The organism is Aliiroseovarius marinus, from assembly GCF_050881025.1.
Taxonomy (GTDB): domain Bacteria; phylum Pseudomonadota; class Alphaproteobacteria; order Rhodobacterales; family Rhodobacteraceae; genus Aliiroseovarius; species Aliiroseovarius marinus_A.
Genome location: NZ_JBNNXQ010000003.1, coordinates 311,949 through 336,219, shown reverse-complemented (window position 1 = coordinate 336,219; position 24,271 = coordinate 311,949). Strand labels below are relative to the sequence as shown.

At 60.2% G+C, this 24,271-nt stretch carries 22 protein-coding genes; 10 read left to right on the top strand and 12 right to left on the bottom strand.

What is annotated here, in order from left to right:
* Positions 1 to 186: 186 nt before the first annotated feature.
* Together fabI and gpt are read left to right on the top strand one after the other, a co-directional pair.
* The gene (gene fabI / locus ACRY08_RS10855) at positions 187 to 1,005 is read left to right on the top strand and encodes an enoyl-ACP reductase FabI (RefSeq protein WP_432449943.1); all 819 of its coding nucleotides are present in this window, start codon (positions 187 to 189) and stop codon (positions 1,003 to 1,005) included.
* A gap of 12 nt (positions 1,006 to 1,017) precedes the next feature.
* On the top strand, positions 1,018 to 1,536 hold the full coding sequence (gene gpt / locus ACRY08_RS10850) for a xanthine phosphoribosyltransferase (protein ID WP_432449942.1): 519 nt from the start codon (positions 1,018 to 1,020) through the stop codon (positions 1,534 to 1,536).
* Positions 1,537 to 1,678: 142 nt separating this feature from the next.
* Here the strand turns inward: gpt and ACRY08_RS10845 are convergent, their stop codons facing one another.
* The 3 genes from ACRY08_RS10845 to prfA all read right to left on the bottom strand — a co-directional run bounded on the left by ACRY08_RS10845 (position 1,679) and on the right by prfA (position 4,548).
* Complete coding sequence (locus tag ACRY08_RS10845) at positions 1,679 to 2,245, bottom strand: DUF4167 domain-containing protein (RefSeq protein ID WP_432449941.1); 567 nt, start codon at positions 2,243 to 2,245, stop codon at positions 1,679 to 1,681.
* A 369-nt stretch (positions 2,246 to 2,614) separates the two neighbouring features.
* Positions 2,615 to 3,496, bottom strand: a complete 882-nt coding sequence (gene prmC / locus ACRY08_RS10840) for a peptide chain release factor N(5)-glutamine methyltransferase (RefSeq protein WP_432449940.1) — start codon at positions 3,494 to 3,496, stop codon at positions 2,615 to 2,617.
* Positions 3,493 to 4,548, bottom strand: coding sequence for a peptide chain release factor 1 (gene prfA, locus ACRY08_RS10835; RefSeq protein WP_432449939.1), 1,056 nt, complete (start codon positions 4,546 to 4,548; stop codon positions 3,493 to 3,495). Before prfA ends, prmC begins: the two co-directional genes overlap by 4 nt.
* Positions 4,549 to 4,611: 63 nt before the next feature.
* Between prfA and ACRY08_RS10830 the strand changes: the two genes are divergently transcribed.
* Positions 4,612 to 4,932: a hypothetical protein gene (locus ACRY08_RS10830; RefSeq protein WP_432449938.1), complete on the top strand. Its 321-nt coding sequence runs from the start codon at positions 4,612 to 4,614 to the stop codon at positions 4,930 to 4,932.
* Here ACRY08_RS10830 and ACRY08_RS10825 read toward each other — a convergent pair.
* From ACRY08_RS10825 to ACRY08_RS10815, 3 genes are all read right to left on the bottom strand, one after another.
* The gene (locus ACRY08_RS10825; RefSeq protein WP_432449937.1) at positions 4,921 to 5,319 is read right to left on the bottom strand and encodes a DUF1499 domain-containing protein; all 399 of its coding nucleotides are present in this window, start codon (positions 5,317 to 5,319) and stop codon (positions 4,921 to 4,923) included. The genes ACRY08_RS10830 and ACRY08_RS10825 overlap by 12 nt on opposite strands.
* A 16-nt stretch (positions 5,320 to 5,335) precedes the next feature.
* Positions 5,336 to 6,298, bottom strand: a complete 963-nt coding sequence (gene speB / locus ACRY08_RS10820) for an agmatinase (protein ID WP_432449936.1) — start codon at positions 6,296 to 6,298, stop codon at positions 5,336 to 5,338.
* A 79-nt stretch (positions 6,299 to 6,377) separates the two neighbouring features.
* Positions 6,378 to 7,541, bottom strand: a complete 1,164-nt coding sequence (locus ACRY08_RS10815; protein ID WP_432449935.1) for a M20 aminoacylase family protein — start codon at positions 7,539 to 7,541, stop codon at positions 6,378 to 6,380.
* 53 nt (positions 7,542 to 7,594) lie between these two features.
* Between ACRY08_RS10815 and mazG the strand changes: the two genes are divergently transcribed.
* Both mazG and ACRY08_RS10805 read left to right on the top strand, forming a co-directional pair.
* A complete protein-coding gene (gene mazG, locus ACRY08_RS10810; RefSeq protein ID WP_432449934.1) occupies positions 7,595 to 8,437 on the top strand; it encodes a nucleoside triphosphate pyrophosphohydrolase in 843 nt (280 codons plus the stop codon).
* Positions 8,438 to 8,544: 107 nt separating this feature from the next.
* Positions 8,545 to 9,561: a Fe(3+) ABC transporter substrate-binding protein gene (locus ACRY08_RS10805; RefSeq protein ID WP_432449933.1), complete on the top strand. Its 1,017-nt coding sequence runs from the start codon at positions 8,545 to 8,547 to the stop codon at positions 9,559 to 9,561.
* A gap of 56 nt (positions 9,562 to 9,617) precedes the next feature.
* Here the strand turns inward: ACRY08_RS10805 and uvrA are convergent, their stop codons facing one another.
* On the bottom strand, positions 9,618 to 12,464 hold the full coding sequence (uvrA, locus tag ACRY08_RS10800) for an excinuclease ABC subunit UvrA (protein WP_432449932.1): 2,847 nt from the start codon (positions 12,462 to 12,464) through the stop codon (positions 9,618 to 9,620).
* 210 nt (positions 12,465 to 12,674) lie between these two features.
* Between uvrA and ACRY08_RS10795 the strand changes: the two genes are divergently transcribed.
* From ACRY08_RS10795 to ACRY08_RS10785, 3 genes are all read left to right on the top strand, one after another.
* Positions 12,675 to 13,028, top strand: coding sequence for a rhodanese-like domain-containing protein (locus ACRY08_RS10795; protein WP_432449931.1), 354 nt, complete (start codon positions 12,675 to 12,677; stop codon positions 13,026 to 13,028).
* Between the two features lie 117 nt (positions 13,029 to 13,145).
* Positions 13,146 to 13,487, top strand: coding sequence for an ArsR/SmtB family transcription factor (locus ACRY08_RS10790; protein ID WP_432449930.1), 342 nt, complete (start codon positions 13,146 to 13,148; stop codon positions 13,485 to 13,487).
* Positions 13,480 to 13,911 carry an SRPBCC family protein gene (locus ACRY08_RS10785; protein WP_432449929.1) on the top strand — a complete coding sequence of 144 codons (432 nt, stop codon included), beginning with the start codon at positions 13,480 to 13,482 and terminating at the stop codon, positions 13,909 to 13,911. The genes ACRY08_RS10790 and ACRY08_RS10785 overlap by 8 nt, the downstream gene beginning before the upstream one ends.
* 63 nt (positions 13,912 to 13,974) lie before the next feature.
* Here the strand turns inward: ACRY08_RS10785 and lpdA are convergent, their stop codons facing one another.
* The 5 genes from lpdA to ACRY08_RS10760 all read right to left on the bottom strand — a co-directional run bounded on the left by lpdA (position 13,975) and on the right by ACRY08_RS10760 (position 22,682).
* Positions 13,975 to 15,369, bottom strand: a complete 1,395-nt coding sequence (gene lpdA / locus ACRY08_RS10780; RefSeq protein WP_432449928.1) for a dihydrolipoyl dehydrogenase — start codon at positions 15,367 to 15,369, stop codon at positions 13,975 to 13,977.
* A 112-nt stretch (positions 15,370 to 15,481) separates the two neighbouring features.
* Positions 15,482 to 16,066 (bottom strand): DUF924 family protein, encoded by a 585-nt coding sequence (locus ACRY08_RS10775; RefSeq protein ID WP_432449927.1) that lies wholly within the window; start codon positions 16,064 to 16,066, stop codon positions 15,482 to 15,484.
* Positions 16,067 to 16,139: 73 nt separating this feature from the next.
* Complete coding sequence (locus ACRY08_RS10770; RefSeq protein ID WP_432449926.1) at positions 16,140 to 17,396, bottom strand: MFS transporter; 1,257 nt, start codon at positions 17,394 to 17,396, stop codon at positions 16,140 to 16,142.
* 218 nt (positions 17,397 to 17,614) lie between these two features.
* The gene (gene queA, locus ACRY08_RS10765) at positions 17,615 to 18,667 is read right to left on the bottom strand and encodes a tRNA preQ1(34) S-adenosylmethionine ribosyltransferase-isomerase QueA (protein ID WP_432449925.1); all 1,053 of its coding nucleotides are present in this window, start codon (positions 18,665 to 18,667) and stop codon (positions 17,615 to 17,617) included.
* A gap of 46 nt (positions 18,668 to 18,713) precedes the next feature.
* Positions 18,714 to 22,682, bottom strand: a complete 3,969-nt coding sequence (locus ACRY08_RS10760; RefSeq protein ID WP_432449924.1) for a hypothetical protein — start codon at positions 22,680 to 22,682, stop codon at positions 18,714 to 18,716.
* Between the two features lie 126 nt (positions 22,683 to 22,808).
* Between ACRY08_RS10760 and bcp the strand changes: the two genes are divergently transcribed.
* Together bcp and ACRY08_RS10750 are read left to right on the top strand one after the other, a co-directional pair.
* Entirely contained in the window at positions 22,809 to 23,291 is a 483-nt protein-coding gene (gene bcp / locus ACRY08_RS10755; RefSeq protein ID WP_432449923.1) for a thioredoxin-dependent thiol peroxidase, read from the top strand.
* On the top strand, positions 23,288 to 24,160 hold the full coding sequence (locus ACRY08_RS10750; RefSeq protein WP_432449922.1) for a ferritin-like domain-containing protein: 873 nt from the start codon (positions 23,288 to 23,290) through the stop codon (positions 24,158 to 24,160). The genes bcp and ACRY08_RS10750 overlap by 4 nt, the downstream gene beginning before the upstream one ends.
* The last annotated feature ends 111 nt before the right edge of the window (positions 24,161 to 24,271 follow it).

The following is a 24,271-nucleotide window of genomic DNA, read 5'->3' as shown; positions in this document are numbered from 1 at the left end:
TTTTCACTGTCAGCCCCACCCAAACGGGCACAGCCAGTTGTCCAGTCCCTGCGCCTCGTGATCGAATGCGCGAAAAAACGCTTCCCCGTTGCCGTTCCCGCCTCGCGCAATCAGCGCACAGGCTTGAAGAAGCACAGGCAATCGCATAAACGGGCATAACGCAGTATCTCGGGACGGGGAACCATAATGTCTACCGAATTGATGAAGGGCAAACGCGGCCTGATTATGGGGCTTGCCAATGACAAGTCCATCGCGTGGGGGATCGCAAAGGCTTGCGCCGATGCCGGGGCCGAGCTGGCATTTTCCTATCAGGGGGACGCTCTGAAGAAACGTGTTGCTCCTTTGGCCGAGCAGTTGGGGTCGGATATTGTCGTGCCCTGTGACGTGTCAGATGCCGCATCGGTTGACGCGCTGTTTGCAACGCTGGAAGAGAAATGGGGCAAGCTTGACTTTGTCGTACATGCCATTGGTTTCTCTGACAAAAACGAGCTTCGGGGTCGCTATGTCGACACCAGCCCGGAAAACTTCCGCATGACCATGGACATTTCGGTCTTCAGCTTCACCGCCGTGTCCAAACGTGCCGCCGCGATGATGACGGATGGCGGGTCGCTTCTGACGCTGACCTATTATGGCGCCGAACAGGTCATGCCGCATTATAATGTGATGGGTGTGGCCAAGGCAGCGCTCGAGGCCTCGGTGCGCTATCTGGCCGAGGATCTGGGCAAAGACGGCATCCGCGTGAACTCGATTTCCGCCGGGCCGATCAAGACGCTCGCCGCCTCTGGCATTGGGGATTTCCGCTATATTCTGAAATGGAACGAACTGAACTCGCCCCTGCGGCGCAACGTGACCATTCAGGATGTCGGCAATTCCGCGCTGTACCTGCTGTCCGATCTGGGATCCGGCGTCACCGGCGAAACCCACCATGTGGACAGCGGTTATCACGTTGTTGGCATGAAAGCTGTGGATGCGCCGGATATCGACGTGACCACGGGCCGCAAATAAGGAGCTTAAGCCATGAGCGTTCGCCTGCCCCACGAAAAAGGCTTCCACATCAGTTGGGATCAGATCCATCGCGACAGCCGGGCGCTGGCCTGGCGGCTGGACGGGCAAGGCCCGGATGATGGGGCCTGGCGCGCCGTTGTGGCGATCACCCGTGGCGGCATGGCCCCCGCGATGATCGTCAGCCGCGAGCTAGACATCCGCACGGTCGACACGATCAGCGTGAAATCCTATCACGCCGGGGGCGGTAAGGCTGACCAGCAGCGCGATGCGGAAGTGTTGAAAAGCCCCGATGCCGCGCTGATGGGCGACGGCACCGGCATTCTGATCATCGACGATCTGGTGGACAGCGGCAAGACGCTCGAACTTGTGCGCGAGCTCTATCCCAACGCGCATTTCGCCACCGTTTATGCCAAGCCCAAAGGGCGCCCGCAGGTGGATACGTTCATCACCGAGGTCAGCCAGGATACGTGGATCTTCTTCCCCTGGGATATGGCCCTGCAATATGTCGAACCCTATCGCGGCAATGATTGACCCGCATCAGGGTCGCTCCTCAAGCATCTGATACAAAAGAAAAAGCCCCGGCTCATCCGGGGCTTTTTCTTTGACTTAAGGCGTTCCCGGCTTTTGTTGGATAACGACCAGAACCGGAAATGCATTTTCTTGGCGCGAGGGCTTACTCAGCCGCCTCTTCCGGCGATCCACCCGTGTTGGGCTGACCCTGATCAGGCGCCGCCTCAGCAGATTTGGCAGGCTTGCGCGGTTTGCGCGCGCGCGGCTTCTTGGGCTTCATCTCGGGCGTTTCCACAAGACCGCTATCCTCAGACTTGCCAGAGTCATCTGTTACGGGGGCGGCCTCGACCACATCCGGTTGATCACCCTCGCCGGCAGCCGCGGCCTCGGCCTTGCGTTCGGCACGGGCTTCGCGTTCGGCCCGCTCACGTTGCTGGCGTTCGCGGTTTTGCTGATCGGCCTGCTCGCGGCGTGCATCCACCTCACGCTGCGCTTCGCTCAGAAGGCGCGTGTAATGCTCTGCGTGCTGCTGAAAGTTTTCGCCAGCCACCCGGTCATTGGACAGAAAAGCGTCGCGGGTCAGCTGAGTATATTTGTCAATAATCTGCTGCGGCGTGCCACGCACTTTGCCCTCGGGCCCCGAGCTGTCAAAGACGCGGTTGATGATGTTGCCCGGATTGTTCCGGTTGCGGTTCGGCTTGTTGCGCGAACGGGATTTCGATGATCTCATCGGCTCTCTGTTCCAGTTTCGGCACGGTCACGAAAAAGTGGCAGCGACGCTGTGGTTCGGACGATCCCGCAGTGCGGTGCCATGTCCGAATTGTAGGGCTTGCAGGCGGCGGCGTCGTTTCGACATCCGCGCGGCCTGTGTTCTGATAACCATGCGCACAGCCTGAAAACAAGCCCTAATGGCGTTAATTGCTTTCAAACAGGGGTTTTTTGCCGTTCTGTGCTGAAATTGCCTGCCTATTAAAGCGTTTCGACATATTGTTGAGGCACGACACTATGTCGAAACGCGCGGAACCTACCCTCGTTATGGGCGTTTCGAAATCAAGTTATGATCGGGCTTAATCTCGAAACGCTTTCACGGCCTAGCTTGTCATGACGCCGGTTGCGCAGCGCGCCCGACCACAACCCGGTCATGGCCATTGAGGTCTTTCAGCACCTCAACCCCATTCAGCCCGGCCGCCAGAAACAGCGCCGACACGGCCGCCCCCTGATCTTTGCCAATCTCGACCACAAGCCGCCCGCGTTCAGACAGATGCGCCAAGGCCTGTGCGGTGATTTCGCGATAGGCGTCCAGCCCGTCGCCTCCGGGGCTCAGCGCCATATGCGGCTCCCAGTTGACCACCTCAGGGTCCAACTGCGCCATTTCATCTTGCGAGATATAGGGCGGGTTTGACACGATCAGGTCAAACCGGTTCAACCCGTCATCCTGATCAAGCGCATCATACCAGCTGCCATGGCGCAATACGGCCGGACCATCCAGGTCCAGATGGGCGCGATTGGTGCGCGCCACGTCCAGAGCTTCGTGGGACAGATCCGTGCCGACCCCCCAGGTGCCTTCGGTTTCTTTCAACAAGGTCAACAGGATACATCCCGACCCGGTGCCCAGATCAAGGACGTGATCAAAAGGCGCAGCAAGGGCGGCTTCGATCAAAAGCTCGGTATCGGGGCGCGGGTCCAGCACGTCGCCGGTCACAATGAAATCGCGCCCGTAAAACGCGCGGTGCCCGATGATTTGCGCGACGGGCTGGCGGGCGGCGCGGGCCTCGATGGCCCGTCCGTAGACCTCTGCCTGTTCGGGCAACACCTCATCTGGCAAGATCAGCGTCAGGCGGCTGCGATCTACCCCAAGGGCAAAGGCCAGCAAAATCCGCGCATCACCCGACGGGTTTTCGACCCCAACCGACTTCAGGCGCAGCGTGGCCGCGACCAGAAGCTCTGTGCCGGTGGTGCTGCCTGTTGCCTGCGGGCTCATGTCTCCATCTCGGCCAGTTGGGCCGCCTGATCCTCGGCGGTCAGCGCGTCGACGATTTCATCAAGGTCACCGCCAATGATCTGATCAAGCTTGTAGAGCGTCAGGTTGATCCGGTGATCGGTCATACGCCCTTGCGGGAAATTATAGGTGCGGATGCGCTCTGATCGGTCCCCCGACCCCACCTGCGCCTTGCGATCGGCGGCGCGTTCGCTGTCCACCCGCTGGCGTTCCAAATCATAAAGCCGCGTTTTCAGCACTTGCATGGCGATCTCGCGGTTGCGGTGTTGGGATTTCTCGGAACTGACCACCATGATCCCCGTGGGCAGGTGGGTGATGCGCACGGCTGAATCCGTCGTGTTCACGTGTTGCCCGCCGGAGCCTGACGCGCGCATCGTGTCAATGCGCAGATCACCGGGATCAATCTGGATGTCCACATCCTCGGCCTCTGGCAGCACCGCCACCGTGGCCGCCGAGGTATGAATGCGCCCGCCGCTTTCGGTTTCCGGCACCCGCTGCACCCGGTGCACGCCGCTTTCGTATTTCAGCCGGGCAAAGACGCCGTCGCCCTTAACATGGGCGGTGACCTCTTTCACGCCGCCCAGTTCGGACAGGCTTTGTTCGATGATCTCGAACCCCCAACCGCGCGCTTCGGCATAGCGCTGATACATGCGCAAAAGGTCGCCTGCGAAAAGCGCCGCCTCGTCGCCGCCGGTGCCGGGGCGAATCTCGATCATCGCGGGGCGCGCGTCTGCTGCGTCCTTGGGCAAAAGCGCCAGACGCATCGCCTGTTCCATCTCGGGCAGGCGTGCGCGCAGCTCTGGCAGCTCTTCTTCCGCCAGTTCACGCATGTCGGGATCATCCAACATCGCCTCGGCCTCGGCCAGATCGTCCAGCAACTGGCGATAGCTCGCAATCTCTTCGACCACAGGGCGTAGAGCAGCATATTCACGGCCAAGCTGCGCGATTTCATCCCCCGACAGCCCTTCGGCCATTCGGGCTTCCAGATATTCGAACCGCTCGGTGATCGCGTTGAGTTTTTCCAAAGGAACCATGGGGTTCGGTGTCCCTTATCCAAGCCGTTTGGTCAAGTCCCGCATCCGTGCTAAACTTGACGCATGACACGCCTTTTCTGTCTTCTTGCGGTGTTTGTCACCGCCAGCTTTGCCCCCGCTTTTGCTGATGTGATCGGCCCGGGTGGCAAGGTGATCGATTGCTATTGCACCGATAGCGGCGGTGGACGGGTCGAGCTGGGACAGAAAATCTGCCTGTTCGTGGATGGGCGTGCCTTCATGGCGCTGTGTGACATGAGCCTGAACGTGCCGATCTGGCGCGACACGGGCGAAGGCTGCGTGTCCGCGATGCAAGACCTGCCCCGTTCGCAGCCCGACGCCCCGATTTCTCTGATTTCACAGGGGTCACTGAATTCAGCGAGTTAGCGCCGCCAGCCAGCTTTCCACACGTTTCGCATTCACGCCCATGTCGCTTTTGCCGACCACCAGATGCGCGTGGATATGAAGCGCATCCGGCGTTGTCCAAACACGCGTGACATCGGGAAACCCCCATAAGGCCGAACGGGTGACATAGGTTCCCTCGGCCAGTTTGCGGGTGCGCGGCGTGGAGATTGCGATCTGATCGAGCTGCGCCTGCACGTCGTCAGGCAAATCCGCCAGGGGTAAAACCCATTTCCCCCCACCTGCCAGCTGGTGCACCCCCGGTGCATCGGGACCGGGCATGCCCTGCAACCGGGTTTGCGGCAATGGGGCCAAGCGCACCCAAAGCTGGGCAGCCAACACAAGTGCCAAAACTGGCAAGACTATCCACATGACAGGTTTCTTCACTTTAACTACGACGCGTAAATGCCCATAGGTTAAGGATTTCCATGGCCACATGCGCGCCAGCAATCGCGGTCGCGCCCGTGGTGTCAAAGGGCGGAGACACCTCGACCACATCGCCGCCAATCACATTTATCCCGGCCAGATCACGCAGGATGATGGACGCCTGCGCCGATGTCAGACCACCCCATACGGGCGTGCCCGTGCCGGGCGCAAAGGCCGGGTCCAGCGCGTCAATGTCGAAGGTCAGATAGGTTTTGCGATCACCCAGAATCGATTTGATCTTGGCAACCACCGCGGCGGGCCCGCTTTCATGCACTTCGCGCGCGTCGATGATGTTCACACCCAGCGTATCTTCGTTGGTGGTGCGAATGCCCACCTGAACCGAGCGCGCCGGATCGATCAGCCCCTCTTTCACCGCCTTGTAAAACATCGTGCCATGATCCACGCGGGTCATATCATCATCAGCCCATGTGTCGGTATGAGCGTCAAACTGCAAAAGGCTCAATGGCCCGTGTTTCTTCACATGCGCACGCAGGATCGGGAAGGTGATATAGTGATCGCCCCCCAGCGTCAGACAGGCCGCATCCTGGTCTAAGATCGAGGTGATATGGGCCTCAAGCGTGGCTGGAAACTGGTCGATGTGGGCGTAGTCAAAGGCCAGATCGCCGTAATCTGCGATGGCGAATTCGCTGAGCACATCAAAGCCCCAGCCATAGGCGGGATCGGGCGATTGAAGGCTTGATGCCTCGCGGATCGCACGGGGGCCAAGCCGGGTGCCCGGGCGGTTGGTGACCGCCTGATCAAAGGGCACCCCCGTCACCGCGATATCGACGCCGCTCAGGTCCTTGGCATAGGTCCGGCGCAGGAAAGACGGCACACCCCCAAAGGTGTTTTCATATGACAGGCCCTTGAACCCATCGCGCGTGATTGCCGTATCAACTTGCTTGCTTGCGTCTTCCAATGCCATGACGGCCCTCCCTTTTTTACGGTCCTAACACAGTGTCTGATGCGCCGCCAGTGAATTTGATCAAATTAGCAGGGGCACGCTACCCAACAGGGTTCGACCGTTCAACCAGACGCGCGAAGAAACTGGCGCCGACGGGGGCGACGTCATCGTTGAAATCATATTTCGGGTGGTGCACGCCCGGCCCATCGCCCTGCCCCACAAACAGATAGGCGCCGGGGCGCTCTTCCAGCATATAGGCGAAATCCTCGGCACCCATTTCACGGCCCGCATCATCACTCACCTTGTCGGACCCCGACACGTCACGCGCGGCGGCGGCGGCTTTGGCAACCTCGGCTTCAGCGTTTACCGTCGGGGGATATCCCAGATCATAGGCAACCTCAGCCGTGACGCCGAAACTGGCCGCCTGCCCCGCGATGATCTCGCGAATGCGCCGTTCAACCATCTCACGCACCTCGGGAGTGAAACTGCGGATCGTGGCGCCAAACCAGCCGCTTTCGGCAATGACATTATCCGCCGTGCCCACATGGATTTCCGTGACCGACACAACCAAGTCATCCATCGGACAGAGATTGCGGCTGACAATGGTCTGCAGCGCCTGCACCATCGACACAATGGCCGGGACGGGATCAACACATTCGTGCGGATAGGCCCCGTGCCCCCCCAGCCCCGTCACCGTCACCTTCAGCGTGTCAACCGCGGCCATGATCGGCCCCGGCGTGGTCTCAAACACCCCAAAGGGCACGCCGGGCATGTTGTGCAGCGCATAAACCTCGGAAATGTCGAAACGGTCCATCATGCCGTCATCGCACATATGTTTGGCCCCGCCGAAATTCTCTTCGGCCGGTTGGAAAATCAACGCCACGCGGCCTTCAAAGTTTCGGGTTTCCGCCAGATAACGCGCGGCCCCTAGCAGCATCGTGGTGTGCCCATCATGGCCACAGGCATGCATCATCCCCGGCACGGTCGAGGCATGATCAAGCCCGGTTTCTTCCTGCATCGGCAGCGCATCCATATCCGCGCGCAGGCCAATTGTCGGGCCATCCCCCTGCCCTTCGATGATCGCGACCACACCGGACACGCCAATTCGTTCGTGGATCTCGTCCACCCCAAATGCGCGCAGCTTTTCAACCACGAAAGCCGCTGTTTCATGGCACTCCAGTCCCAGTTCGGGATGGGCATGCAGATGCCGCCGCCAGGTTTTCATGTCGTCGGAAAATGCAGCTATGCGGTTGATGACTGGCATGATTTGCTCCTATCACTATGTCCAGACACAATCCCAAAAGGGTCAAAGATGCAATGAGCAAACCATTGGACAAATCCGCCTCGGACGCGCTGGTGAACGCCCCCCACGGCGGCATGGATCGCCTGCGGGAAATCATGCGGCGGTTGCGTGACCCGGATCATGGCTGCCCGTGGGATATCGAACAGGATTTCGCAACCATCGCGCCCTACACGATCGAAGAAGCCTATGAGGTGGCGGATGCGATCGAGCGGCGCGACTGGAATGAACTGAAGGGTGAATTGGGTGATCTGCTGTTCCAATCGGTGTTTCACGCCCAGATGGCCGAGGAAAAAGGACTGTTCAGCTTTGATCAGGTCGCCGACACCATGTCCGACAAAATGGTCGCGCGCCATCCGCATGTTTTTGGTGACGAGACACGGGATAAGTCCGCCGAACAGCAGACCCGCGACTGGGAAACCATCAAGGCCGCAGAACGGGCCGGAAAATCGCAAAAAGGCGTGCTGGATGGCGTTGCCATCGGGTTGCCTGCCCTGCTGCGCGCCGTGAAGCTGCAAAAGCGAGCGGCGCGGGTGGGATTTGACTGGCCCGAGATTGGCATGGTGCTGGACAAGATCACCGAAGAAGCCCGCGAGGTCGCTGAGGCACGCGATCACCTTGGGCCAGAAGAGCTTCGCGAAGAAGTTGGGGATCTTCTGTTCGTCGTTGCAAACCTTGCGCGCCATCTTGATGTCGAACCAGAAGAGGCCCTGCGACACGCCAACGCCAAATTTGAACGCCGTTTCAAAGGCATAGAACGCAGACTGACCGAGATTGGCAAGACCCCGGAGCAGTCAACGCTTGAAGAAATGGATGACTTCTGGGAGGCGGAAAAAGCGGCGGAGCGTGCCAGCAAATAGTCTGCATTGTGACCTGCGACAAAATCTCCGATTAATTTAATCAGGTATTGACCCGATCAAAAGAGTCGGGTTTAAGCGCCTCAACGAACACCAAGGAGACACGCGTTATGAAAACCGTTCGCACCGTTGCCGCTGCCATGGCCGCAGCCACCGCCCTGACCCCGGCCTTTGCCAGCGCCGATGAAGTCAATGTCTATTCCTACCGCCAGCCCGAGCTGATCCAGCCTCTGATGGATGCCTTCAGCAAGGAAACAGGCATTACCGTGAACGTGGCTTTCCTGAAGAAAGGTGTCGTGGAGCGTCTGGAAGCCGAGGGGAAACGAAGCCCTGCCGACCTGATCATGACCGTCGACATCTCGCGTCTGGCGGGTGTGGTTGATGCTGGCCTGACCCAGCCTGTTCAATCGGACGCGCTGGAAGCCAACATTCCCGCAGCCTACCGTGATCCCGCAGACCAATGGTTCGGCCTGACCAGCCGCGCCCGTATCGTCTACGCCTCGAAAGAGCGCGTGGCAGAGGGTGACGTGACCACCTACGAAGATCTGGCTGATCCGAAATGGAAGGGCCGTATCTGCACCCGTTCGGGCACCCATGCCTATACGCTGGCGCTGGTCTCGGCCCATCTGGCCCACCACGGCGCAGAGGAAACCAAGACCTGGCTGGAAGGTGTGAAAGCCAACCTTGCGCGCAAACCGCAGGGCAATGACCGCGCACAGGTCAAGGCTATTTGGGCTGGCGAATGCGACATCTCGGTCGGCAACACATACTACATGGGAAAAATGCTGGCCGATGAAGAGCAGAAAGCCTGGGCCGACAGTGTAAATGTCGTCTTCCCGGTCTTCGAAGGCGCGGGCACCCATGTGAACGTATCCGGCATGGCGCTGGCCAAGAATGCGCCGAACAAGGAAAACGCCGTCAAGCTGATGGAATACCTTGCCTCGCCGGCCGCTCAGGAAATCTACGCCTCGCAGAACTACGAATATCCGATCGCACCGGGCACTGAAGCTGACCCGCTGGTCAAAGGCTGGGGTGAGTTCACCGCGGACGGGTTGAACCTGATGGAGGTTGCCGGTCACCGTGCCGACGCACTGAAACTGGTGCAGGAAGTTGATTTCGACGGCTAAGCTGATCCTTCGTGAAAGCAACAAAGGCCGGGGAATTCCCCGGCCTTTTCTTTTACTTACAGCATATCTTTCAGGTAATGCCCGGTGTGACTTTCGGCCACTTTCGCCACCTGTTCAGGCGTGCCCTTGGCCACCACCGTGCCGCCGCCATCACCGCCTTCCGGGCCGATATCAATGATGTGGTCGGCGGTCTTCACCACGTCCAGATTGTGTTCGATCACAACCACCGTGTTGCCCTGATCCACCAGCTCGTGCAGCACTTCGAGCAGCTTGCGCACATCTTCGAAATGCAGCCCCGTGGTGGGTTCATCGAGGATATAGAGCGTGCGCCCCGTCGAACGTTTCGACAGCTCTTTGGAAAGTTTCACCCGCTGCGCCTCGCCCCCTGACAAGGTCGTCGCCTGCTGGCCCACCTTGATATAGCCCAGCCCAACGCGCATCAGCGCATCCATCTTGTCGCGGATCGAGGGCACGGCCTGAAAAAACTCCTGCGCGTCTTCAACGGTCATATCCAACACGTCCGCGATGGATTTGCCCTTGAAGGTCACCTCCAGCGTTTCGCGATTGTACCGCGCGCCCTTGCAGGTTTCGCATTGCACATAGACGTCGGGCAGGAAGTGCATTTCGATCTTGATAACACCGTCGCCCTGACAGGCCTCGCAACGCCCACCTTTCACGTTGAAGCTGAAGCGGCCCGGCTTGTAGCCGCGTGTTTTCGCCTCGGGCAGCCCCGCAAACCACTCGCGGATGGGCGTGAAGGCGCCCGTATAAGTCGCGGGGTTCGAACGCGGCGTGCGCCCGATGGGGCGCTGGTCGATGTCGATCACCTTGTCCAGATGTTCCAGCCCCTTGATCGTCTCGCAGGGTGCTGGCGTCTGACGCGCGCCGTTTAGCCGCATCGAGGCCGTCTTGAACAAAGTCTCGATCGTCAGCGTGGACTTGCCCCCGCCCGACACGCCCGTCACACAGACAAATTTGCCCAGCGGGAAGTCGGCGGTCACGTTCTGCAGGTTGTTGCCCGTGGCTTTCTTCACGGTGACTTTCTTGCCGTTGCCCTTGCGCCGCTTTGCCGGCACGGAAATCTCACGCACACCGGTAAGATATTGACCCGTAATAGAGTTTTCATTCTCGGCAATATCCTTTGGTGTGCCGCGCGCGATGATTTCGCCGCCATGCACCCCTGCGCCGGGGCCGATGTCCAAGACGTAATCCGCCTCGCGGATGGCTTCTTCGTCATGTTCAACAACAATCACCGTATTGCCCTGATCGCGCAGGTTCTTCAGCGTGGTCAAAAGCCGGTCATTGTCGCGCTGATGCAACCCGATGGACGGTTCATCAAGCACGTAAAGAACCCCCGTCAGCCCCGATCCGATCTGGCTGGCCAGTCGGATGCGTTGGCTTTCGCCCCCCGACAAGGTGCCGGAATTGCGGCTCAGCGTCAGATACTCGAGACCCACATTGTTCAGGAACCCAAGCCGCTCACGGATTTCCTTCAGGATGGCGCGCGCGATTTCATTTTTCTGGGTGCTCAGATGGTTGGGCGCGTCTTCGACCCAAGCCAAAGCCTCGCGGATCGACATTTCGACCACCTGCCCCACATGAAGCAGCTGATCGCCCGAGCCGATCTTCACCGCCAGCGCCTCGTCGCGCAGGCGATACCCGTCGCAGGCACCACAGGGGCGGTTGTTCTGGTAGCGTTCAAATTCCTCGCGAATCCAGTTCGAATCTGTTTCGCGATAGCGGCGCTCCATATTGGGGATCACCCCTTCGAAGGGGCGGGTCACCTCGTAGACACGCCCGCCTTCGTCAAAGCGGAACTTGATCTCGTCCTCGCCAGAGCCATAGAGGAACACCTGCTGCACATGTGCGGGCAGATCCTTCCACGGTGTGTTCTTGTCAAACTCGTAATGTTTGGCAATGCTTTCAATCGTTTGCAGGAAATAAGGGGACTTGCCCTTTCGCCAGGGTGCCAGCGCCCCGTCATAAACCTTCAGCGTCGCGTCGGGCACCACAAGGCGTTCGTCAAAGAAAAGCTCCTTGCCCAAGCCGTCACAGTCCGGGCACGCCCCGAAAGGCGCGTTGAAGGAAAACAGACGCGGTTCAATCTCGGGGATGGTGAAGCCACTTTCCGGGCAGGCGAAGTTTTCTGAGAAGGTATGGATCTCGGGCTCGCCCTCTTTCGGGGCGGTTTCAAAAAGCGCTATGCCGTCGGCCAGGTCCAGCGCAGTGCGGAAGCTGTCGGCAAGGCGCTGTTCCATCCCTTCGCGCACCACCACGCGGTCCACCACCACGTCGATATTGTGGCGAAACTTCTTGTCCAGCGTGGGGGGCTGATCCAGCTCGTACATCTCGCCATTCACTTTGACGCGCTGGAAACCCTTCTTCTGAAGCTCTTGAAATTCCTTGCGATATTCGCCCTTCCGGTCACGCACGATGGGGGCCAGAAGATAGGCGCGGGTGCCGTCTTCCATCGCCATCACGCGGTCCACCATATCCTGCACCTGCTGGGCCTCGATGGGCAGGCCAGTGGCGGGGGAATAGGGCGTGCCCGCGCGGGCAAAAAGCAAACGCAGATAGTCGTAAATCTCGGTCACGGTACCGACGGTTGAGCGTGGGTTCTTGGATGTGGTTTTCTGCTCGATCGAGATCGCAGGTGACAGGCCCGCGATGTGATCGACGTCAGGTTTTTCCATCATATCAAGGAATTGGCGGGCATAGGCCGACAGGCTTTCCACGTAACGCCGCTGCCCTTCGGCATAGATCGTATCAAAAGCCAGCGATGACTTCCCCGACCCCGACAGACCCGTGATCACCACCAGCTTGTCACGCGGGATATCCACGTCGACGGACTTCAGATTGTGTTCGCGTGCGCCGCGAACTTGAATTTCTTTCAGCTCGGCCATTTTGACCCCCAATACTCACGTGCTTAACCGTTAGGGCAAAGAAAAACGGGTGACAATGGAAAAGTTAGAACAATGCAGGAACATGCCGCCAGCAGCTGACAGGCGCGCCATTGCATTCACTATGTTGAATATTTATGGATTTAGAGGGTTGAACCCGATATGCTGAAGCCTAAATTCCCTCTCAAACGCATATGCGTAAAGGAGCAAGAGATGTTTGGTTTCATGACTGGCGGGGCAAAAATGGACCCGCGCGTGGCGGTCGCTAAGGTCGATGCAGGCGAGATCAATCTGATTGACGTGCGCGATCACGGTGAAGTTCAGATTACGGGCAAGGCAAAAGGTGCAGTGGTGGTTCCCCTGTCCGTGATGCCGTTTCAATGCGACCCGAAGGGGCCGGACTTCAATGCAGAGATCGACACCTCAAAGCCCGTGGCACTTTACTGCGCATCCGGCGCGCGCTCTGCGCAGGGCGCGCAGGTCTTGAAACGGCTCGGGTTTGAGGAAGTCTACAACATTGGCGGGCTGGGGCATTGGCATCAGGCGGGAGGCGAAATCACCCGCTAAACACCCCACTTCTGTAGTTGGAAACCGCGTCGGGACTGCCCTACGCGGTTTTTCTTTGCTCAGATCATCATTCACCCAAAAGGTTGACTGAACCAAATCATCGTGTTATTCACCCATATGGTTGAACGACAAGATACCGACCGCCTCGCCGCGGTTCTAAAAGCTGCAGCTGATCCAACACGGCGGGCCATTCTGACACTGCTCGCGCAGGAAGGGCCGCTCAGGATCACGGATATCGCTGCACGTTTTGACATCAGCCTGAACTCGGTTTCAAAGCACATCAAAGTGCTGGAAACCTCTGGGCTGGTGACGCGACGCACGGAATGGCGAGAGCACCTGATAGAGGTTCAGATGGACCCTCTTTCTCTTGTTGATCAATGGTTTAATGAACTCCGGTCGATCTGGGCCATACGCCTGGACGCCCTCGAAGCTGCCTTGAAGGAGGACGACAATGACTGAACTATCGCTTGAAATTACACGCCACATCCCCCACCCGCCGGAACGCGTGTTTGATGCCTGGTTGGACCCGAAAATGCTGGCGAAGTTTATGGTGCCTGGCCCCGGCGTGACCATCCCGGAGGCTAAGGTTGACGCGAAAGTCGGAGGACAGTTTCTGATCATGATGCGTGTACCCGAGGCAGGCGATCTGCCCCATTCTGGCGAATACCGTGTGATCGACCGCGCCAATCAATTGGCCTTCACATGGGTATCGCATAACAGCGCAGAGGAGTCGGTGGTCACGCTTAATTTCGCACCCAAAGACGGCGGCACCGATCTGACACTTCAACACGTGCGCTTTCCGTCAGAACAGAGCCGCGATGACCACACTGGCGGCTGGACCCGTATTCTGGATGCACTTGCCGGGCTTGAAGTCTCTGCCTGAGCACCCTCAGACAGCAAAAGGCCGGGCGACAGACCCGGCCTTTTCTTTTTATTTCACAGCATCTTACATATGGATGACGCGGTCATAGGCGTCCAGCACAGCCTCGTGCATGCTTTCCGAAATCGTCGGGTGCGGGAAGACGGTATGCATCAGTTCTTCCTCGGTGGTTTCCAGCGTCTTGCCGACCACATAGCCCTGGATCATCTCGGTCACTTCCGGGCCGACCATATGGGCACCGAGCAACTCGCCGGTTTTGGCGTCAAAGATGGTCTTGATCATGCCCTCGGGGTCACCCATCGCGATGGCTTTGCCATTGCCGATGAAGGGGAAGCGGCCAACTTTGATGTCATAGCCCTGCTCTTTCGCCTTCGCTTCCGACAGACCGACCGAGGCCACCTGCGGGTGGCAATAGGTACAGCCGGGGATGCTTTCGGGCTTCACGGGATGGGCGTGCAGCCCGGCGATCAGTTCGGCCACCATCACACCTTCATGGCTGGCTTTGTGGGCAAGCCACGGGGCGCCGGCGATGTCGCCAATCGCATAGAGACCCTCTACGCCCGTGCGGCAATGGGCGTCGGTGACCACGTGGGTCCGGTCGATCTTCACGCCGAGCGCTTCCAGACCCAGACCTTCCACATTGCCCACGATGCCAACGGCAGAAATCACCGTGTCGAAGTCGTGCTTTTCAACCTTACCGCCCACCTCGATATGGGCGGTGACCTTGCCTTTGGCGCGGTCGAGCTGCTTGACCATGGCTTTTTCCATGATCTTCATGCCTTGCTTCACGAAGGACTTCTTGGCGAAAGCGGAAATCTCGGCGTCTTCAACGGGAAGCACGCGGTCCATCACCTCGACAACGGTCGTATCGGCACCCAAGGTGTTGAAGAAGCTGGCAAATTCAATGCCGATTGCGCCGGAACCGATGACGAGGAGTTTCTTCGGCATACGTGGTGGATTCAGCGCGTGTTTGTAGGTCCAGACCAGATCACCATCGGCTTCCAAACCCGGAAGCTCGCGGGCACGCGCGCCTGTGGCCAGCACGATGTTCTTGGCGGTCAGCTCTTCCGTACCCTTGTCGGTCTTGACCGACACCTTGCCTTTGGCAGGGATCGTGGCGTCGCCCATTACCACGTCGACTTTGTTCTTTTTCATCAGGTGGCCAATGCCACCGGACAGTTGCGCGGCCACACCACGCGAGCGTTTCACGATGGAGGGCAGATCATAGTCGATCTTGCCAGCTGACAGGCCAAATTCCTTGGCGCGGTGCATCAGGTGGAACACCTCGGCCGAACGCAGAAGCGCCTTGGTCGGGATACAGCCCCAGTTCAGGCAGATACCGCCCAGATGCTCGCGTTCGACGATTGCCACCTTCTGGCCCAGCTGCGCCGCCCGGATAGCCGCCACATAGCCGCCCGGCCCTGCGCCGATCACGATGGTATCATATGCCTTGCCCGCCATGGGGGATCCTCCTCATCCAAAAAGTAGTTTGCCATTAAACTATTTTGTTCAACGGATCAATTACCTCAGCGAAACCCTGCTAGTCACCTAGCGAAACCCAGCAAGTTCACGGTCAGACATCGCCTTTTTGCATCGCGTCACGAATGCTGGCATATCCGCCATCCTTGATAAAGGCGGTCTCGGCCGAGCTGCTGTCACGCCCCAGCGCATCATTGCGATATGGAAACCGGCCAAACATGCGGATGATTTCGCGGTGTACGCGCGCGTGTAACGTATCCCCTGCCCCGCGCGGGTCCGACATGCGGTCCTGCATCAGCGCGATGCATCGATCCTGATCGGAAAGCCGCTCGCTGTGCATGAAGGGCATATAGAAAAACTGTCGCGTGGGCAGGTCGATCTGCAAATCCAGACCGGCGCGGATGGCCGCATCTGCACAGGTCAGAGCCGCCTCATCCGTCGCAAAAGAGCGCGCGTCACCGCGAAACATATTGCGTGGGAACTGATCGGTCAGGATCAGAAATGCCAGCGTGCCCTTGGCGCTGACCTGCCAATCGGTCAGCTGACCGGCCTGTGCGGCCTGCCAGTCCTCTAAAAAGCGCGATCTGATCGTGCTGTCCAACGCATCAGAGCCGTTATACCAGCCCTCGGGCCCGGTTTCGTCGACCCAAAACCGGATGATCTCTGTGGGTGTTGCCATGTGGTCCTCCCTGCCCTCAGCCTAGCGTTGTGGCTGAAAGCTGCAAGCCCAATGGCACAGGCAGCGGCTCGGGTCAGCTCTCCTCTTCTGCGGCTTCGGCCTCATCCGCCCAAAACTCATGCGCCATATCGACAGCCACGGGCGAGGCAGCGGGCGCCATGGTGACAAACGCACTGGTTTCATCCGGCGCAGGTGCTGCGCGCTGGGTGGTGCGCCACAAGCCATAGGCCAAAAGCACCACAAGCAGCACCGACATATAGAACCAGAAGCCTGCAGGCCCCATCACCCCCATGACCCAACCCGACACGATCGGGCCGGCAATCGCACCGATGCCGTTGATGAAGATCAGACCAGCCGAGGCGGCAGGCATGTCATCAGGGTCCAGAAAGTCATTCACGTAGGCCAGCAAAAGCGCGTAAAGCGGGTTCGTCATGCCCCCCATCAGGAAGGCCGCCACCAAAAGCAGCGCATAATGCGTGCCCAGCACCACCGGCAAAAGCCCCGCACAGGCCGCCACAACGGTCACGATCAGAATAAGCACCCGGCGGTCCATACGATCCGAAATCCAGCCAATCGGGTATTGCAGCACCAAGCCGCCAATATAGAAGGTCGACACGAAGCCAGAGATCTGCGCCACCGACAGCCCCGCCTGCTGTCCAAAGACCGAGGCCATGCCGAACTGCGCGGCAAAGACGCCGCCAAGGATCAAAAACCCAACGCAGCCAAGGGGCGAGATGACAAAAAGCTCGCGCAGGCTCAGACCTTTGGTCGTCTCATAGGCCGGGGTCGGGTTGATCGACAGAAGGATCGGCGCAAAGGCGATCGACACCAGCACCGAGGGGATGATGAACAGGATGAAGTCCTGCGGGTCGCCCACCACCAAAAGCCCTTGTGCCGCGATGATCCCGACCATCTGCACAAACATGTAAAGCGACAGCGCCTTGCCGCGGTTTTCATTGTCAGCGGCGTTGTTCAGCCAGCTTTCGGCGGTGACATAGACGCCCGAAAAACAGAAACCCACAATCACCCGAAGCGCACTCCACGCCCAGGGGTCATTCATCGCCGGGTACAGGATCAGCACCGCCGAGATGAAAGAGCCAAGGGCGGCAAAGACCCGCACATGCCCCACACGGCGGATCATGATGGGCGCCATACGCGATCCAAACAGGAAGCCCGCGAAATAGCCGGACATGACGACGGACAGCTCGAAGGTCGAAAAGCCTTCAAGCCCGCCCCGGATGCCCAGAAGCGTGCCCTGCACCCCGTTGCCAACCATAAGCAGCATCATCCCGAGCAAAAGCGCCCATGAGCTTGTGAGAACCTGAAGCATGTCGTCCCTGACTGATCTAAAGCGCTTCGAGACTAAGCTGCGCGACAACTTGATCTCGAAACGACCACACAATTGATAGGTTTCGCGCCCTTCGACGGCCTATGCGCCTCAACAAGAGGTTGAAACGCATGAGTTTAAAACCTGTAAGGGACAGACTAGCGCGGGCGGATGACGGTCTCTTGACAATTCGCGACCCCTTGGCGTCGCGTTCCGGCTTTTCAGGGCAGAAGCAGCGAGCTGTCCCCATAAGAAAAGAACCGGTAGCGGCTCTGGATCGCATGGTCATAGACCTGCCGGATGCGGTCTGTGCCCATCAGCGCGGACACCAGCATCATCAGGGTCGATTTCGGCAGGTGAAAATTGGTCATCAACCCATCAGCGACCTGAAACTTGAAGCCCGGCGTGATGAAAATATCGGTCGCGCCCACCCATGGGGTCATCGCTCCCGTCGCCTGCGCCGCAGTTTCAATCAGCCTGAGCGCCGTGGTGCCCACCGGGATCACCCGCCCGCCCGCGGCTTTTGTGGCGTTGATCTGATCGGCGGCCTCTTTGGTCACTTCACCCCATTCCGCGTGCATCTTGTGGTCGGCAATGTCGTCCACTTTCACAGGAAGGAACGTGCCAGCCCCCACATGCAGCGTGACACGGGTCAGACCCACGCCCATCGCCTCGATCTTTGCCAGTAGTTCCGCGTCGAAATGCAGCGACGCGGTGGGCGCGGCCACAGCGCCTGTGCGCTCGGCAAAGACAGTCTGATAGTCCTCGTTGTCCTGTGCGTCAGCCGCACGTTTGGCCGCGATATAGGGCGGCAGCGGCATCTTCCCCGCCGCCTCGATCGCCGCGTCAAACGCATCACCTTCACAGTTGAAACGCAGAATGGCCTGATCGTCATCCCGCCCTTCAAAGCGCGCAGACAGCGCATCGGAAAAGACGATCTGGTCCCCTTCCTTCAACTTGCGCAGGGGTTTGGCCATCGCATGCCACAGCCCGGCCCCATCGGGGGACAACAGCGTGACCTCAATCTGTGCAACACCTTCGCCCGGCGCCTGTCCCGGCCGGGTGCGCGTGCCAAAAAGGCGGCCCGGAATGACTTTGGTGTCGTTCAGCACAAGCCGGTCGCCGGGACGCAGCCAGCCGGGCAAATCCCCCACATGGGCATCCGTCATCTGATCGGGCTGGACCACCAGCAGACGGCTCGCCGTGCGCGGGCGCGCGGGGCGCGTCGCGATCAGTTCTTCTGGCAGGTCGAAATCAAAATCACTCAGTTTCATGGCCGCGCGTGTAGGCCGGTGCGGGGCAAAGGTCAATCATCGCGCGTCATTCTGGCCTTGGCGGAGGGTCGCGCCGGAAAATGTCGCGAAAGAACCCCGGAGTGAACAGCGACAGGGGATTGACCGACACCTGCGGTGCGGCCGGAGTGCCTGACAGCCCATAATTGAACCCCACGAGCCCCTCGCCACGGCGCGCAAAGATACGGCCCGCAGAATTCACCGCGTAGAAGGGTGAAATCACCCCCTGCATCTTCATCTGCCCTGATCCAAGGAAGTAATAGCCATCCATCGAGATGCCCATGGAATGCCCCGATGCCGCGCTTTCATAGATCGTGACCTTTTCAGGATCGAGCCGGAAGCGCGCGTCCACATCGGTAAAGGAAATCCCCTTGCCGCCCAGCTGCTGCAACAGGCCAATGACCGATATGGCGGACAAAAGCTCGGCCAGCGCGGGGGCATTGTGAATGTCGATATTATCCTCGATCTTCAGGTTGCCTTCATAGACGCCCTTGCCGCCGCCCGGTGCCAGGATCAGCTCCAGCTTGCCTTCGCGCGCATTCTTGAACACGCCCGCCGCTTTCAGCACAGCCCCCGCATCCGTGGCCGAGATGCGAAAGGCGGTGCCTTTGGGCTGGGGGGCCGCGCTGCCGCGAATTTCCGGCCCACCGCCGACGCGCCCGCGGAACCTGCCTGAAAGCCCTGTGCTGCCAGAGGTGAAATCCCCCTCAAACCGTGTCAGCGTGATGCCTTCGGAAATGGTCAACTGATCAAGAATGATCGAAATGGGCATATCGCCGCCTGCCCCGCCGCTGCCCTTGCCTGACCCAAGTGTGGCACGCCGCATATCAACACGCCCGCCGGTCACATTCACCGCCACCGGCTTGCCCGCACCACGCCCCGTCAGGGTCACCGGGGCGTCAAGCCAGCCGCCCAGCTTGACCCGGTCGAACTTGGCGGCATCAAGCCCGCCGCCATCCGCAACGCGAATGCTGCCGGCTGCAGACAATCCGGGCGCGCTGAGGGCGATTTGGTCAATATAGGGCGTCGGGCCAAGCGTGCCGGTCAGCGACACTTGCCCCTCGCTGCCTTTCGCCTTGGACCACCCCAAGGGGGCGATGGACAGCCCCAACCCTTTCAGCCCGGCCTCCAGCGACATCCGGGGGGCTTTGCCCTTCTCAAGCGTAATCTTGTAGCGCCCCTTGGCAGCCCCGGACACAGAGCCCTTAGGCAAGCCGATCTTAAACGCATCCAGAAAGGCGGCGTTTAGGGTCAGCGCGCCGCTGACCGTTGATTGCGGCGCCGCTTTGCCCTTCGACATCGCCTGTTCCCAGCGCCCGGACACGGGCACGCCCGACAGGCTGCCTTGCGCGGAAATTTGCAACATCTCGTCGGTCATCTTCAGATCCGCGCGCGGCAGTTCCAGTTTGTGCCCGGCCACGATGCGACTGCTTTCGACCCCGCTCAGCCGCCCGGTCAGATCATAGGAGATCGCATCAGGCGGGATTTTGGGCTGCATCATCAGATTGATCTTGCCCCCGACACGGGCCTGCCCGCTGGCCATATCCGGCCCGATGCCGTTTTCGCCCTGCGCCTTGTCTTTGAAAACCCGGAACGGCGCGCCATCCAATAGGTAGAGCATCGCACGCACCGGCCCATCCACGGACAGGCGAACCTCGGCCGGCACCGGCACGGGCGCCGCGTCAGGGTCCTTGGGCGGGCGGGCCATTTGCGGCACGATGAAACTGGTGCCACTTGCATTCAGCACACCCGCCACTTTGCCATTCCCCGCAAGCGGGCGCAGGATGCCCTGATCCGCCGACACCACAAGGCGCCGATCATCAATGGTGAACCGGCCCGAGGCGTTCTCGATCGGCACCATGCCCTTCACGGCCCGCACCGTCACCCCGGTGAACCCCGCGCTAAGGTATGTGCTTGCCGGCGCATCAGGCTGTTTGCGCCAGGCCACGTTCACATTGTTGAAATGCCCCTTGGTGATGTTGTCGCGCACCCAGGTGCGGGTGCGTTTGCCACGGTTCACCGGCCAAAGGGCTGTCACGTGATCCGGGTCCACGCGATCTGCCTGCATGTTCATGGCAAGGGTCCAGCCCTGTGAACCGGCTTTGGCCGACCCGGACCCGCGCACCAGACTGCCATCATGGGTCATGGTGAACTGCCCCAGCTCGATCTGGAACGGATCAAGCGACAGCCGGAAATCGGCAGCCCCCGCGCCCAGCTCTACCGGCGCTTCCAGCACATCCGGCGGGCTGAACCGTGCGCCTGCCAGCTCCAGTTGTCCGATCAACTCGCTGGGCCAGCCACCGGACCAGCCGCGCAAATAGGCATGGCCCGAGGCCTGCGCCTCGCCCCAATCAGACTTCAGCGACATCTGCGCAAACTGCATGCGTTCGCGTTCAGGATCATAGTCCAGATAAACCTTGCCCCCGGTGAAGGACACGGGCTGCACACCGGGGTCCGGCGACAAGGTGCCCGCGCCAAATTCCAGCGTGCCTGCCAGATCCGCAATGGCCCCGGTTTCATCAATCGCTGTGCGCAAGGCGCCGGAAATGGGCGCATCGAGTACGCCCAGAAAGGTCAAAAGCGGCGATTGTGCCGCGATATCGCGCGACAGGGCGTTTTTGAATGTCGCGGTCAGCTGTGCCTCGGAGGACCCTTTGACAGACCGGAACCCCAGCACGGTTTCCGCCAGTGTTTCGGTTTGATTAAACACATCAAACGCCAGCGTCATATCCACCGCGTCGTCGCTTTGGCTGACATCAAGCCGCCCATCGGTGACCTGCCACAACCGGCCCGAACGCGCGTCTTCCAGCGTGATGGTCAGCGCATCCGCCGAAATCCCCACGGTCTGCGCCAACACCCCCTTGGCAAACAATTCGTCCACACGATCAAGCATGGTCGCCAGATCGCCACTGGCCCCAACACCCTGCCCAAAGCTCAGATCAAATGCGCCATCCGCGTTGCGCCGCACGGTGATCTGCGCGCCTGACAGAGCCAGCGAGGCAGGTTCGGCACGTCCGGCAAAGACCGGCCCCATCAGCAAAGCACCCTCGAGCGCATTGATGCGCCCAAGTTCCAGCCCAGTGCCGTCGCGCACGCCAAGATCAACCAGGCGCACCCGCGCGCGTCCCTTGGGGCTGACCCCCAATTCAACCCGCGACAGGCTGATGCTGACCGGGGCCGCCTGTTTGTTGATCGCTGTCTCGACCTGCCGCACCAATGCCTCTGGCAGCGTCACCACCCGCCCGGTAAGCGACATCGAAAACAGCCCCAGAAACAGCACCGCCAGCACAAGGAAAAGCACCGACCAGATGCTGAAATGCCAACGCCGGCGGCGGCGCAGATACCGGTGACGATCCGGCGGCAACATCGCGTCAATCTTGGCCTTGCGCCGCGCGCGCCGGGATGGCCCTTTTCCGGGTTTCTGGGCCCCCGGTGGTACGGCGACAATCGCAGGAGTGTCCACGCCCGGATCATCTGCGTCTGGTGCGTCAGGGTCAGCGTCTGCAACAGCGGAAGGCACCGGTTCGGGCTCTTCCTCCGGCTCTTGTTCGGGTTCTGCGCGCAGCGTGACGTCTGCCTCTGACGCTGCCTGCAACTCTGGCGCGGGACCCTCTGGCGCGTCTTGCAGCCCCGTGTCCTGTGCCGTGTTCTGTTCAGTGTCTGGCTCGGTTTCGACCTCTGCACCCGCCCCCGTGTCGGGCGCGGTGCCTGCCATTTCCGCGTTGTCTCCAGAAACCTTATTCTCATCATTGCGCGCATCCGATGAGGTGATCACCTGCCCCGCTTTGCGCAACACCTGTCCAAAAACACCGCGCCGGGTGTTGGTTTCGCCTGCGGCACTCAGAACAGCGACCTCTGCCGCCTCGAACTTGTCCGATGCCTCCTGAGGCGAATCCCCGGACTTTTCAGCAGACACATCCGGGCGATCGGCGGGCACGTCGCCCTCCGTGCGCCCCTTGGGCGTCGTCTTATCAGCGTCCTGATCCGCGTCCTGCATGATCTCTGCCTGCCTGCCCGTTGAAAGGCGCCACAACCTGACGGGTGATCTTCCATCCCGCTGAAAACAGGCGTAGAACAAAACCCTGACCAAGCCTAGAGACAAGCCGCGGGGAATTCCAAGACAATGACCGAAAAAATGCTTTCAGCAGGCGATATTGCGCCGGATTTCACCCTTCCGCAGGATGGCGGCGACCCGGTCACCCTGTCCGCCCTCGCCCCGGCGCCCGTCGTGCTTTATTTTTATCCCAAGGACTCGACCCCCGGCTGCACCACCGAAGCGCTCGATTTTTCGGCGCTCAAAGAACAGTTTGACGCGCTGGGTGTGCAAGTTTTCGGCCTGTCAAAGGACAGCCTGAAACGGCACGAGAATTTTCGGGCCAAACAGGGCTTCTCGGTCCCGCTTTTGTCTGATGCCGATAATGATGTTTGTGAACGCTACGGCACATGGGGTGAGAAAAAGAACTATGGCCGCACCTATATGGGCATCACCCGCACCACCTTCCTGATCGGCCCGGATGGCAAGATCGCGCAAGCCTGGCACAAGGTGAAGGTGAAAGGCCATGCAGACGAGGTGCTGGCCGCGGCGCGCGCACTGGTCGGCGCATGACCGCGCTGCCCTTGCCTTTGGCCCAAATGGCCGACGCGGTGCTGCGGACCGCCGATGGCCGCGAGAAAACCGCGCTGGCACGGCGTTATGCGGCCGCGTGGTTCGAGGCGCGCAATAGCGGTGCGATTGTTGCGCCCCTGGATGATCGCGCCACGCTGATCGGCCAAGCCACCCCGCCCGACTTTCCCGCACGCCCCGATGCGCCCGAATTGAAAGACCCGCGTGATGTGCCCCGCCGCCGCCCCGGATCGCGCCCCGGCCAGATCGCGCTTTTGCACGCCGTGGCCCATATTGAACTGAACGCGGTCGACCTGCACTGGGACATCATCGCGCGCTTCACCGACACACCCATGCCGCTTGGGTTTTACGATGACTGGGTGAAGGCCGCTGACGAAGAAGCCAAGCATTTCAACCTTGTATGCGACTGCCTTGAAGCGCTGGACAGCCACTATGGCGCGCTGGCCGCCCATGCGGGCATGTGGCGCGCGGCCGAAGATACGGCGGATGACCTGCTGGGCCGGCTGGCCGTGGTGCCGATGGTGCTTGAGGCGCGCGGGCTGGATGTCACGCCGGGCATGATCGAGGTCTTCCGCAAGGCAGGGCTGACCGACACTGTCGCAGCGCTTGAAGTGATCTATGCCGAGGAAGTGGGCCATGTGGCCTATGGGTCGAAATGGTTCCACTTTCTGTGTGGGCGCCATGAACTGGACCCGAAAGAGACCTTCCACGATCTTGTTCGGCGCTATTTCCACGGCGCCCTCAAACCGCCGTTCAACGAAGAAAAACGGGCCGAGGCCGGGTTGCCGCCGGATTTCTATTGGCCATTGGCCGAAGAAACCGCCGCCCGCAACCGTGGCACGCCCGGATAAGGCAGGCGCACGCGGGGCAACTGCGCAGGCGGCATGGCGGCAAACCGGGACAGGAACACGGATGACGCTTTATCGCGTCGGCAAAATCCCGCCCGCCACAGGCTCCAAACC

Excerpts from the sequence above, each read along its gene's own strand:
- fabI (WP_432449943.1), top strand. The coding sequence starts at position 187 with ATGTCTACCGAATTGATGAAGGGCAAACGCGGCCTGATTATGGGGCTT.
- gpt (WP_432449942.1), top strand. The coding sequence starts at position 1,018 with ATGAGCGTTCGCCTGCCCCACGAAAAAGGCTTCCACATCAGTTGGGAT.
- ACRY08_RS10845 (WP_432449941.1), bottom strand. The coding sequence starts at position 2,245 with ATGAGATCATCGAAATCCCGTTCGCGCAACAAGCCGAACCGCAACCGG.
- prmC (WP_432449940.1), bottom strand. The coding sequence starts at position 3,496 with ATGAGCCCGCAGGCAACAGGCAGCACCACCGGCACAGAGCTTCTGGTC.
- prfA (WP_432449939.1), bottom strand. The coding sequence starts at position 4,548 with ATGGTTCCTTTGGAAAAACTCAACGCGATCACCGAGCGGTTCGAATAT.
- ACRY08_RS10830 (WP_432449938.1), top strand. The coding sequence starts at position 4,612 with ATGACACGCCTTTTCTGTCTTCTTGCGGTGTTTGTCACCGCCAGCTTT.
- ACRY08_RS10825 (WP_432449937.1), bottom strand. The coding sequence starts at position 5,319 with ATGTGGATAGTCTTGCCAGTTTTGGCACTTGTGTTGGCTGCCCAGCTT.
- speB (WP_432449936.1), bottom strand. The coding sequence starts at position 6,298 with ATGGCATTGGAAGACGCAAGCAAGCAAGTTGATACGGCAATCACGCGC.
- ACRY08_RS10815 (WP_432449935.1), bottom strand. The coding sequence starts at position 7,541 with ATGCCAGTCATCAACCGCATAGCTGCATTTTCCGACGACATGAAAACC.
- mazG (WP_432449934.1), top strand. The coding sequence starts at position 7,595 with ATGAGCAAACCATTGGACAAATCCGCCTCGGACGCGCTGGTGAACGCC.
- ACRY08_RS10805 (WP_432449933.1), top strand. The coding sequence starts at position 8,545 with ATGAAAACCGTTCGCACCGTTGCCGCTGCCATGGCCGCAGCCACCGCC.
- uvrA (WP_432449932.1), bottom strand. The coding sequence starts at position 12,464 with ATGGCCGAGCTGAAAGAAATTCAAGTTCGCGGCGCACGCGAACACAAT.
- ACRY08_RS10795 (WP_432449931.1), top strand. The coding sequence starts at position 12,675 with ATGTTTGGTTTCATGACTGGCGGGGCAAAAATGGACCCGCGCGTGGCG.
- ACRY08_RS10790 (WP_432449930.1), top strand. The coding sequence starts at position 13,146 with ATGGTTGAACGACAAGATACCGACCGCCTCGCCGCGGTTCTAAAAGCT.
- ACRY08_RS10785 (WP_432449929.1), top strand. The coding sequence starts at position 13,480 with ATGACTGAACTATCGCTTGAAATTACACGCCACATCCCCCACCCGCCG.
- lpdA (WP_432449928.1), bottom strand. The coding sequence starts at position 15,369 with ATGGCGGGCAAGGCATATGATACCATCGTGATCGGCGCAGGGCCGGGC.
- ACRY08_RS10775 (WP_432449927.1), bottom strand. The coding sequence starts at position 16,066 with ATGGCAACACCCACAGAGATCATCCGGTTTTGGGTCGACGAAACCGGG.
- ACRY08_RS10770 (WP_432449926.1), bottom strand. The coding sequence starts at position 17,396 with ATGCTTCAGGTTCTCACAAGCTCATGGGCGCTTTTGCTCGGGATGATG.
- queA (WP_432449925.1), bottom strand. The coding sequence starts at position 18,667 with ATGAAACTGAGTGATTTTGATTTCGACCTGCCAGAAGAACTGATCGCG.
- ACRY08_RS10760 (WP_432449924.1), bottom strand. The coding sequence starts at position 22,682 with ATGCAGGACGCGGATCAGGACGCTGATAAGACGACGCCCAAGGGGCGC.
- bcp (WP_432449923.1), top strand. The coding sequence starts at position 22,809 with ATGACCGAAAAAATGCTTTCAGCAGGCGATATTGCGCCGGATTTCACC.
- ACRY08_RS10750 (WP_432449922.1), top strand. The coding sequence starts at position 23,288 with ATGACCGCGCTGCCCTTGCCTTTGGCCCAAATGGCCGACGCGGTGCTG.